This window comes from Verrucomicrobiota bacterium (assembly GCA_037139415.1).
Classification (GTDB): Bacteria; Verrucomicrobiota; Verrucomicrobiia; order Limisphaerales; family Fontisphaeraceae; genus JBAXGN01.
The window spans coordinates 1-10,250 of record JBAXGN010000239.1 but is presented as its reverse complement, the minus strand read 5'-3'; the positions used below and the strand labels follow the sequence as shown (position 1 = coordinate 10,250).

Genomic DNA, 10,250 nt, shown 5'->3' with positions numbered 1-10,250 from the left:
GGCATAGGCGGATTAACAGACCGCCGGGAATACGCTGCACCAGAACATTGTCACCAGGATTGAACCCAGCATTAGCCAACCAACGACCTTTTAGCCGGAGTTTGGATCCAGTCGGGCGTTGGTAGGTATCTCGATTAGGTTCCACGGTCAGTGTTCGGGTAGGAGCGAGTTGGATTGAGTTCGGTTCCATATATACAAAAAGCGCCGGATACAAAGGCATCCGGCTAGGGTTGGGGTTGGTTGTTAGCGTCGAATAGTGATCTGGTCGTGATAAACGAAGCGATTCAGCTCAGCTTTGGTCAAGGTCCGCCCCAAGTCACTGTCTTTAATATAGTCGGTCAGATCACTCCAACGCAGGCCATATTGAGGATTGTGGTGTTGATACAGGTCTTGGAGAATTTCAATTGCTTCCGCTTCAGTCAGGACGGTTTCGATTTCATTGGCTGCCCGGTGAACTTGTTGAGTCGTCCAGACCAAGGCGATTTTATCCTGCCAATACTTTTCGAGCAGATGTTTGGCTTTGGACTGGTTTTTAATCACCGGCGCCAAGGCTTTCAGAAGTTCAAGGTGAGTTTTCATAGGTAGTCAAACAACACGCTTCGCCATTGATGGGGCTGACTTGAATCCGGTCCTCGTCTGATTCCCCTTCAATGTCATAGTCAATCACCTGCACTTCAAAGCCGGGCGGGAGATTGAGGATTTCCTGGACCAACCCGCCATCCATCGTGACGTAGATGATGTGTTTTGCGTTCATAGTTCCTTTTTGTGAAATGAAAAAGCCGGACTCAAGGGTTAGCTCAAGTCCGGCGGTTGTGGGTTCCGAATGATGACAATTGTCAGCATTTTACCAGGCGCGACATTCCTTCAGATATTCGCAACCAGCACACGTAAAACCTGCTGCTGGAACGAAATCCTCTCGATATATGCCTGCCTGGTACGATTCGATGATTTTGAAGAGCCGGGTTTGTTGCTGATTAGTCATGGGTGGCAGTTCCGTAATGATGATCTTGGGCGTTTTGGTTTTGACGATACTGTGGATTTCGAGCCCGCCTTCCAGATGACCAGTGCATTCCCGGTACAGCACTGCATAACAGGATAGTTGCAGTAGGTTGGTGTGTTTGACCATTTCGGGGTGAGGGGTTTGACCGCAGGTTTTGAAGTCTACTATCCTTCCTCCTTCCCTTACCAGATCCAATACCCCTATCAGCTTAGGCAATCCATGCTTTTCCAGATCTGCCTCTACTGACACTTCCACTGCTTCCGGCTTTTCATCTTGGGTAATAGGCGTTTGTTTGAAGTAGCATTCGATGGCATTCCAGGCACCAGCGCGTTCCTTGTCTTCTTCTCCTTCCCAATCAATCCTAGCCTTTGCTTGTTGATCCTTCCATTGCTCGTCGAACTGGGCTTTGTACTTTTCCAGATCAAACGGCTCTTTCTTCCAACGTGCCATAGACCAGGATTGCAGGATAGCGTGAACAAGACTACCGACGAACAGTGCAGCAGTCTTGGGTTTACTGATCTGCAACACGTACCGGAAGTAGAATTTAAGCCGGCAGTTGTTCCAGAGGTTGAGCCGAGATGCAGACACCGTTTTAACCAACTCTTCCAACCGATCATTATTCGGTTCAGGAGTAGCACGAGGTGGTTCAAGTAAGGCGATCATGCGGCAGTTCGGTTAGGGATGCGATTATAGGTCCGGCCGTTTCCATTCCCGTTGCCGTTGCCAGGATACTTTTCGAGCAACTCTTTGATGAGCTGACTAGCCTGCATCATATTGAGGTTTTTGACGCCTTTACTGAAACGATCCTGGGCCAATCCTTCGATCTCTTTCTTGTCGAGTTGGTTTTCTTCGACGATTTTCAGGATCAGGTCTTTCTGCCTTGGCGTACATAACCACATCTCAGGCTTGGGCGTTGGTTTGCTCCCATTACCGTTTGTCTTGCCGCTGCCGTTAGTCCCGTTGCTTCCATTGGTTTTGCCGTTCTGTTCAGGTAACCAGCCAACGTCCTGAATTGAATGGTCCACGCTTTCCTGCAACTGATGGTATAGACGCTCGCTCTCTGGCTGAACTTGTGCGAGGTCAATGATTTCGGTTTTGAGGGTAACGCTGAACTGGTGACTTGAATAACCAGCCAGCCCGATTTTCTTGCTATAGTTGGCTTCGAGTATGATAGCCATAATGGTTCCTTTTGGTTTAGGGTTTTGGTTTTGGGGTTTGTTTGGGGGTGAAAATGAAAGGCCCAATCTATGAAAGAATAGGTTTGGGGGAGGGAGGGATTTGAAGAATAGCCCTCCCGTAGTGCAATAAAAAGGCCGGGACTCAATAAGCGAATCCCGGCTTCAAATTATTATACCACTGTTTTGTATGGGTTAGTGGGAGGGGTGGGGTTGGATTTCGTGTTCAAGTATCTAACCGGCTTGGGGGACATATCGAATCCTTTCTTGGTATGGGCTTAAACTGAAACGCCCCCTGACACTCGGTTGTATCAGGGGGCGGGGTAATGGCTTAGGACCATCTTCAGTTCATCATACCATTAAGGATCGGGAGAAACTGGGGCGGGAGGGGATGTTCGGATTATATGAGTGAGTGCGCTTACCAATGAGGTGCGAGGGCTTGAATTTTAATGCACTTTTAGGGTGTTTTTTGTGCTCAGGAAATAGTTGGCACTTCGCCTGCATCTGTATTTTATTTAGGAACAGACACTGCGTAATAAATTTTCTGCTTTTTTAATGTCGCTAACACTTCGACAACTAATTACGCAATACTCATCGTGAGAGGTAAAAAAGGCATTCCCATCTTCGGCTGTACAAACTAGACAATCCCAAAAAAACTCAAGGCTGACCACCAGAATACTGACAGCAGCGTCCTTATCTTCAAGCCCAGCGAGATGCCCAGGTGTTAAATGCAACGATCTTTTTTCTCCCAATGCTGTCCGCACGAGCCCCATTAATGGCAAATGTCCAGAGGATGGCCATACCCCCCAATTCTGAACCCACAGCAGCATTCCACTTTTTAGCTCCCACTGCTCGACTATCGCACGAGCGAGAGCCACTTTCTTCCCAGAGTCGGAAGGCGGAGAGAACCTTATGGAATGGGAGCTAACACTTTCTAGGTCACGAGTTTCATACAAACCATTTGAACTAACTGTGACTTTAAAAGCGTGGTGCTTGCACCATTCAAAACTGTCTTCTTGTGTTAGAAAACGCATAATCTTTATCCTTCTCGCCTGTTGCTACCAGTTCTCTGAAATGGTCGCTGACAAGCCGCTTGGATCATTTGGACATTTTTTGGCACAATCAACCTTGGCTTTTATTGTTTGGCTAGAAACGTATTCGCAATTGCATGGCTTGTATAGCACTCTAACGTAATTGCAATAGCAGGCACCATTCTCTACAGTTTTTCCGGTAAATCTAGTAAAACTGCTCCATGTAGCTCTATCTGCGAGAGCCTCGTCTTCACCTGCATTAGCGCTGACCTCAGATGCTGCCAAAATTCCAATTACGCCGCCGATGAGCCCACATCGCGGCTTGGGACTATTTATCGGAACAGGGGGTTTTCGGCGGTTGTGAGCCTGGTCAGGATCAATAGGATTTCCACGCCAGTCATATCTTTGGCGATTACCGCTGCCATCGTCAACGTCCCAATGCCCTTCGTTGTCCCAACTTGCACTAGGCTGGCCTCCGCTTGGATTATTCACTGGGGGGGCAGGCCTCCATGCTTGGCGTCCTCCAGGCTCTTGTGGATTAGCTTGAACCCATGTAGAATTCTCACCACCGCCAGGAACTGGTATGGGTGGAGGGCCAGAAGGCGGTGGTATTTGAGGTGAGTTGCCATTATCATCTATTATTAAAACAGGTGCATTCAACACAAAGGCATAAATATTCACTCCACCACTTGTATCAATTGGATCCCTGTTTACCCATCTCCCGGTGCTCGTTCCGTAATACCTGTGCCCATAATAAAGTAACCCGGTCTCATCATCCATGTACTTAGTTGAAAACCGGAATGCGTTCGGGAAAGCCATGGGACCAGTAGCGCGAATCACCTCACCAAACGGACCATACTCATACACCGCCGATATGGAACTGTCAGCCGCATTGACCAGGGCTGCCACGTTCCCGTTGCCATCATGGCAATAGAAGCTGGAAGTTTGGAGGCAGGAGTTAGAATACGTATTGAACATCAGCAAGCCACCCACACCACCCGCACCCTGTTCACTACCGCTCAAATCCTTCCCCCAAACATAACTGTGAACAACCTGATTATTGTCATCCAGTTCCACCAGCAAATTCCACCCGTCATACACATACTTGCGCTGATAATCCAGAGCCCAGGCCCCGCTGCTCCACTCATACACCGTCTTGCCAATCCGTCGGCTGCGCCAATCATACACAAACACAAGTTTCTGCCTTGGATGACCGGCATTCTCGGCAGCCAGTGTCGTCTCAGCCTCAATCAATCGGTTTTCGGCATCCCACAAGAAATGCCAGGTGCCATCGTTGGTAAGGTTGCCATCAAGGTCATGCAAAATAACTTCTGGCGTCCTGGCGACATATACATGGCCAGTAGTGCCAACCAATAAATCCAAGTTCGTTCCCTGATTCAGCACAGCCAGATTGGTCAAAGTCAACCAGACCGCATTGCTGGTGTTATTCACCGGCAATTCCAGGTGGAAGTAGTCTCCCTGACGATCAGCACGTTGCGAGTTTACCGTCACGGTGGCTTGTGCATTGGCTCGACCAGACAGGCTGACATAACCCGGCACGGTCCGGTTGGTGATTTGATTCAACAGATTAACCGCATAATCCGACTGGCGTCCGTTACGTTTGGAGGTGAGCCGGTTTCCGATGGTATCAAACCCATATTCAAACTGTTGGCCCGCCACCGCCACCGCATTGGACCATTTACGTGCTCCGCTTATGACTTGCCCCAACGCATCGTAATTGATCTGCCAGTAGGTGGGATCGCTGTAACTGGAACCCGCCAGATCAATCCGGGTGCGTTGGTTGGCGGCATTATACGTGTAATTGAATTTAACCACAGATGACACCGAGGACACGGATGAAATTTCCGTCAGGCGGTTTAGCGCGTCGAAGGTCTTGGTGGTGGTCAAACGAACTTGATCGTTGGACTTGAAAACAAGGTTGCTGACCAGCGAAGAGTTGGGCCAGTAACTATACGCAGCAGTGAGATTACCGTTGGTGACCCCGGCCAACCGCAAGGCCGAATCATACCCGTAATTCACCGCATAGACGCTGCCACCACCAACTGCTACACCAAGCGCTTCGCGTCGTTGTGCTGAACTGAACGTATTGCTCACCGTCACGCCATTCAATATCCCGCCACAATGGCTTTCCGTCAAGAGTTGACCGGCATCGTTATAGGTGAGCGTGGTCATCATGTCACCTTGTACTACGGTTTTCACTTTCCCTTGGCGGTCCAGCGTCAATGCCACATTGGAAGCCCCGCCGCTATAGTCAATGTCAGTGATTTGCCCGACGAGGTTGTTGGTGTAATAGGTGGTGATACCCCGCGCCCAAGTGCGGGAAGTGAGTTGGCCACCCGGCGAATAGGTGTAGTCAGTGCCACGGCTATCGGCATAGCGTTTGCTGGTGAGGTAACCGCTTTCGCTATCGTAATTCCAGAGGGCGGTAGCTGCACCCGCTGCGCCAAAGGTGGTGAGGCTGCTCATGCGTCCATCGAGATCGTAGCCGTAGCCGGCAGGGTAAGTGCGTGCGCCAAAGTTAGTGCGTGTCAGTCCACGAGCATCCACGAGGTTGGTGATTACCCCGCCATCGGGCAGCGTGGTTTTCCAGACCTGGCCACGTTCGTTAAACTCGTGGGTGGTGACCTGACTGGCTTGGCCGGCAGCAGGCGCAGGGGTGGCGGTTTTCCAAACTCGGTTAAGGTTATCAAACCAATTGGTGCGGGTGCCTGCGCGGGCATCGGTGAGCAACCAAGGCCGGGCAAATTCATCAAAGCCATAAGACACCTCGCCCAAACGTCCGCGTCCAACCCATTCGAGTTGGCCGTGGCGATAGCGGTTGGTGGTGGCTTCTCCAGCGGGCGGATAGGTGATGACGGTGCGAGTGCCCTGATCGCGGTCCACATAGGTTTCTTGTCGAGTAGTCTGGCCGTGTCGAATCCACCAGTTGGTGCGGCCATCGAAGGTGCCATAGACGGTGCTGACCAGGGAAGTGGCACCGGAGTTCAGGTCGTTCCAGACATAGGTCTGAGTTTGACGCACTGGATAATTATCCCGCGTGCCGTAGCCGCGCACGGTACGGGTAATGCGGTCGGTCCCGGCACTGTAATTCATCTGACCATCGCCGTTGAGGTCGAGCCCCACATCCTGTTGTTCGCCGAGGGGATTATACGCATAAAACGTAGCAAACCCGTCGGCATTCACAGTTTGGGACACTTGGCCCAGCGCATTGAACACCGTCAGGGTGGTGCGGTTGCCAGAAGCCGCGGTCTTGACAGTGTGCCCAAAGATATCGGTATAGGTACGGGTCCATTCGGAGGAAAGCTGGCCATTGGCGAGCAGTTTGGTTTCCTGGGTAAAGAACAGGCCATCCTCGAACCCGTTGGTGTAGGCCCGGCCAAAGACAGCCGTTCCTTCAACACGCAACAAGGTGCCATCACGGGCAAAATATTCGATCCGGGTGCTGCTATCGGGATAGGTATTGGTGCGGACCAGTGGAGAACCGCCCTGAATCACATAGGTTGTCTGCCCCAAGGCATCCTGGCTGGAGAGTTGGTACCCGGCAGTGTCATAGGTCGCGGTGAACTCGGTGATCAAGGTACTGTTGGCACCGATGCGTTTGCGGGTCAGCAGTTGGCCACCCGCCTCATATTCAAACAGGGTGTGAAGGATGCCCGCCGGGGTTTGCACGGCAGTTTCGGTGAGGTTCCCGAGCGTATCAAAGGTGCTGGCGGTGACGGTGCCTTCGCGATTAGTGACCACCACACTTTGGCAGCAAGCACCGTTGGTATAGGCGGTATAGGTGTAGGTGCCATCAAGGTAGGTAGTTTTGCGGGCGCGGCCAAAGCTATCAAACTCACTGTAGCTGGTGTGGTCCACCAAAAGGTCGCTCTGGCCATACTGCACGGCGTACACGTCGCGGGAGAGTTGACGGCCCAAGGCATCGGCAATGGTGATGGTTTTGGTGCCAGACTCGATATTGGTAAAGGTAGCATCAAGCACGCCGGTCATCACTACGTTGGTGTAATAATTGGTGAGGGAACCACGGGCCTCGGGAACGGTAAAGTATTGGTAAAGGGTTACGGTGCCATCCGGTCGCTGTTGCGCAGCCACCCGATCCGTCACCCAACCGCTGGTGTAATAGGTGGTGAAACTGGTTAGCCCCCCATCATCACCCGGCGTTGCGGAACTGGTGGGACAACGGACTTCAACGGTTTGACCAGGCTGATAGGAGTAAAAGGTGCGCGAGACGGTTTGATCCAAAATTTTCTCTTCCACCATGCGCGGCGAGAGGGGACTGACGGCGCTGCTGTCCCCATAACCATCCCCGAAATAGCTCAGTTCACGCACCCGGCAATCGGCGCTGTTGGTGGTTGGCGGTGAGTTGAGGTAAGCGGAATAGGTCTTGGTAATGCGAAAGGACTCATCGTATTCGTAGATTTGCCAGTTGCCATCGGCATATTCGGCTTGGCGCAACATCCCGTTGGCACCATATTCAAACCGGTTGGTGCGCGCAGCGGAACCGGTTCCCGCAATTTCACGGATACGCCTCCAGTTATCACCCACGGCCTCATAGACGCGAGTACTGGAAGATACCAAGTGGGTATTATTATTATCCCGAACTTCCCGAACCGCCACCATTTGGTTGGTGGTGGGATAGGTGATGTTCATGGTTTCCCAGCGTTTGCCATCGCCATCGGAAATGGTCCAGACGCCATCGGTGGCATTCCGTTCCAAGAGCCATTGCCTGGTTTGGCCGCCCCGGACTTCCTTGACCTGCACCTGATTGGTGATGGGGCCGGAGCCATCCACATCCCAGATTTCCACCGTGGTATGCGGATCGCCGTAGAAGCTATAAGTGCCATTGGTTTGCAGCGTGGCCAGGCCGGGTTCGTAAAAACTCAACTTCAAACCCGTGGCCCAGTTGCTGGAACCCATCACGACTTCCGGCGCGCCAACTTGCACGATATTGCCCGAATCATTGTTCACCTGCAGTTCACTCCGCACATAATTATACCGCATGGACTGAGGCTGGTAGAGATCGGCAGGGTTGCTGCTGGCCGTCAGTTGCAGGACGCCCTGGCTGTTACCTTCGTCACCGCTGCCAACTTGCAAGGTCAAGGTGACGCTCGGGGGAGTATAACCGTTGGCCGAGGGCGGACGCGGCGAACAAAACCCCGGCGCAACACTGCCGGGCGCAGGGTTCTTTTTACAGGAGGAACAACCGCCACCGCTCGAACCACCGGCTCCGCCAGAGCCACCCGAGCCAAATTGGCTGCTGGGGTCCGGACATACCTCCAGCGGGGCTTCAATATAACAGCCGTTGGTCGTGGTGGCACGCACCGTAATGGTGCCGGGCGTGGTGCCGGCGGTGATGATGCCATTGGTGGAATCCATGGAGCAACCGAGGGTGGGACCGGTCAGCGACCAGGTAATTGGCCCGTAGTCCGCAATACTCACATAGCCGTCGGTCAGTGAGATCATCGCGAATTTTTGGGATTCCCCGTCGGCCATCAGGCAGCATTCCGGGGAAAATTCAATTTTCAGGGGACAGGGCGACCGCCTGACACTGACATAGGCTGTGCCGTTGCTGCCCCAGCCATAATATGCAACATACTGATTATCAACGAACGGATAAAACCAGCAATCGTTATCCACCACCGCGTATATGGCCACACTGACTACCCCAAGCGTATTCCAATTAGTGCTGGTAATTGCAAATGGATATTCCCGGCCCACCTCCATCGTCATCGTGTTGGTCATGGAAGTACCGACACCGGAGTACGGAGCCAATCCCCAACCTCCATTAAAATTCTCGTTAGTGCATTCCAGGCTTAGAAAACAATTCACGTTGGAAGCTGTAAATGATGGATATTCGACATAACCCGAGGAAGCCCAGCCACCCATCCAGATCTTCACCGTGACATTGGTGGTGGCGGCATGCGTCGTTCCGCCCAGCAGCAGGAGAAGGGCTATGAGCATCGCGTACCAACAGGATGACGCCCGCTTGCTTGCTGGTGTTGGAATCTGGCTTTCACGCCCTGGTTGCTGGGAGTCCGCACTGTGCTGATAGTCGCTGTATTGGTTCATAAGTTTCCCTTGGTTCCTGAGGTTATTTCAGCGGAGTGAAGACTTGGAGATTGATCACGCCGGATACGTCGTTCGTATGGCCCACCAGCGGATTGAGCCCCAAGCGGTAGGCTTGCAGGTTGGAAATGCCGTCCCCGTTCGCGTCTTGGCTCGCATCATTGACGAAAGGATTTAGCCCGTGTTCCAACTCCCATCTATCCGGCATACCATCACCATCCGTGTCCACGTAAACGACAATCCGGTAAAAGTTCACAGTTTCAGTCAGGTTAGTGAGTTGGATACTGGTCTGATTGGTCTCGCCACGGAACACCCAGATTTGATTCGTATCCCAACCGCTCAAGTTAGGGGTGCCATAAAGGGTGTAGAGCGTGAAATGGTCGGTGTTGGTGATGGTCAGGAACAGGTTGGTGGATTGGTTGGTGGTCACCTCATACACTGGCGATAACAGATAAACATTGGTACCATAGTCAACGGTCTCGAACGTGAATTCGCCGCTGCCGGTATTCGTGCCACCCCCTGGATTTCCCGGCCCCTTCTGCATCGCTCTCGGCGCAAAATGTGGTCCACCTATCTGTCCGCCAGTCTTGAGTGCTGCCAGGCGTTGGTGTCGCGCTTGATCTTCCGCTGGTGTAATCGGGCCTAACATTGCAGCCTTTGACAGTAATTTCCAGTTAAACGCATAGCTCGCCTCATCGCGTAGAGTATAGAAGGTGGTCAGAAGGTCGTACTCCCCCAGGGCTATGCTGTGTGCTGTCTGGTCACTGGCGACGAAGACTCCGTACTTTTCAGTATTCTTGATACCTGCTAATGCCCCCATACCAAGACCTTTAGCTACAGCACGACCATCTATATAGAGCATCGTGTAATCTTCTGCGGCGGAGTAGGTTAGTCCGATTTGATGCCAGTCATTGCTATACCAGGCTATCGGAGCTTGGAGCAGGTCGGTCATCTCGC

The 10,250-nt window shown here is 52.3% G+C and carries 7 protein-coding genes; all 7 read right to left on the bottom strand.

Annotated features, from left to right (window positions below):
* Positions 1–243: 243 nt before the first annotated feature.
* Positions 244–579 (bottom strand): hypothetical protein, encoded by a 336-nt coding sequence (locus WCO56_26755; GenBank protein ID MEI7733200.1) that lies wholly within the window; start codon positions 577–579, stop codon positions 244–246.
* Positions 563–754, bottom strand: a complete 192-nt coding sequence (locus WCO56_26750) for a hypothetical protein (GenBank protein ID MEI7733199.1) — start codon at positions 752–754, stop codon at positions 563–565. The genes WCO56_26755 and WCO56_26750 overlap by 17 nt, the downstream gene beginning before the upstream one ends.
* A 90-nt stretch (positions 755–844) precedes the next feature.
* Positions 845–1,663, bottom strand: coding sequence for a PD-(D/E)XK nuclease family protein (locus tag WCO56_26745; protein MEI7733198.1), 819 nt, complete (start codon positions 1,661–1,663; stop codon positions 845–847).
* Complete coding sequence (locus WCO56_26740) at positions 1,660–2,244, bottom strand: hypothetical protein (protein MEI7733197.1); 585 nt, start codon at positions 2,242–2,244, stop codon at positions 1,660–1,662. The genes WCO56_26745 and WCO56_26740 overlap by 4 nt, the downstream gene beginning before the upstream one ends.
* Before the next feature lie 446 nt (positions 2,245–2,690).
* The gene (locus WCO56_26735) at positions 2,691–3,209 is read right to left on the bottom strand and encodes a hypothetical protein (GenBank protein MEI7733196.1); all 519 of its coding nucleotides are present in this window, start codon (positions 3,207–3,209) and stop codon (positions 2,691–2,693) included.
* 24 nt (positions 3,210–3,233) lie between these two features.
* On the bottom strand, positions 3,234–9,296 hold the full coding sequence (locus WCO56_26730) for an RHS repeat-associated core domain-containing protein (protein ID MEI7733195.1): 6,063 nt from the start codon (positions 9,294–9,296) through the stop codon (positions 3,234–3,236).
* A gap of 22 nt (positions 9,297–9,318) precedes the next feature.
* On the bottom strand, positions 9,319–10,250 hold a 932-nt coding region (locus tag WCO56_26725), incomplete at its 5' end, for a thrombospondin type 3 repeat-containing protein (GenBank protein MEI7733194.1).

What these genes read in the sequence shown, in the direction of transcription:
- WCO56_26755 (MEI7733200.1), bottom strand. Translation starts at nt 579, where the DNA reads ATGAAAACTCACCTTGAACTTCTGAAAGCCTTGGCGCCGGTGATTAAA.
- WCO56_26750 (MEI7733199.1), bottom strand. Translation starts at nt 754, where the DNA reads ATGAACGCAAAACACATCATCTACGTCACGATGGATGGCGGGTTGGTC.
- WCO56_26745 (MEI7733198.1), bottom strand. Translation starts at nt 1,663, where the DNA reads ATGATCGCCTTACTTGAACCACCTCGTGCTACTCCTGAACCGAATAAT.
- WCO56_26735 (MEI7733196.1), bottom strand. Translation starts at nt 3,209, where the DNA reads ATGCGTTTTCTAACACAAGAAGACAGTTTTGAATGGTGCAAGCACCAC.
- WCO56_26730 (MEI7733195.1), bottom strand. Translation starts at nt 9,296, where the DNA reads ATGAACCAATACAGCGACTATCAGCACAGTGCGGACTCCCAGCAACCA.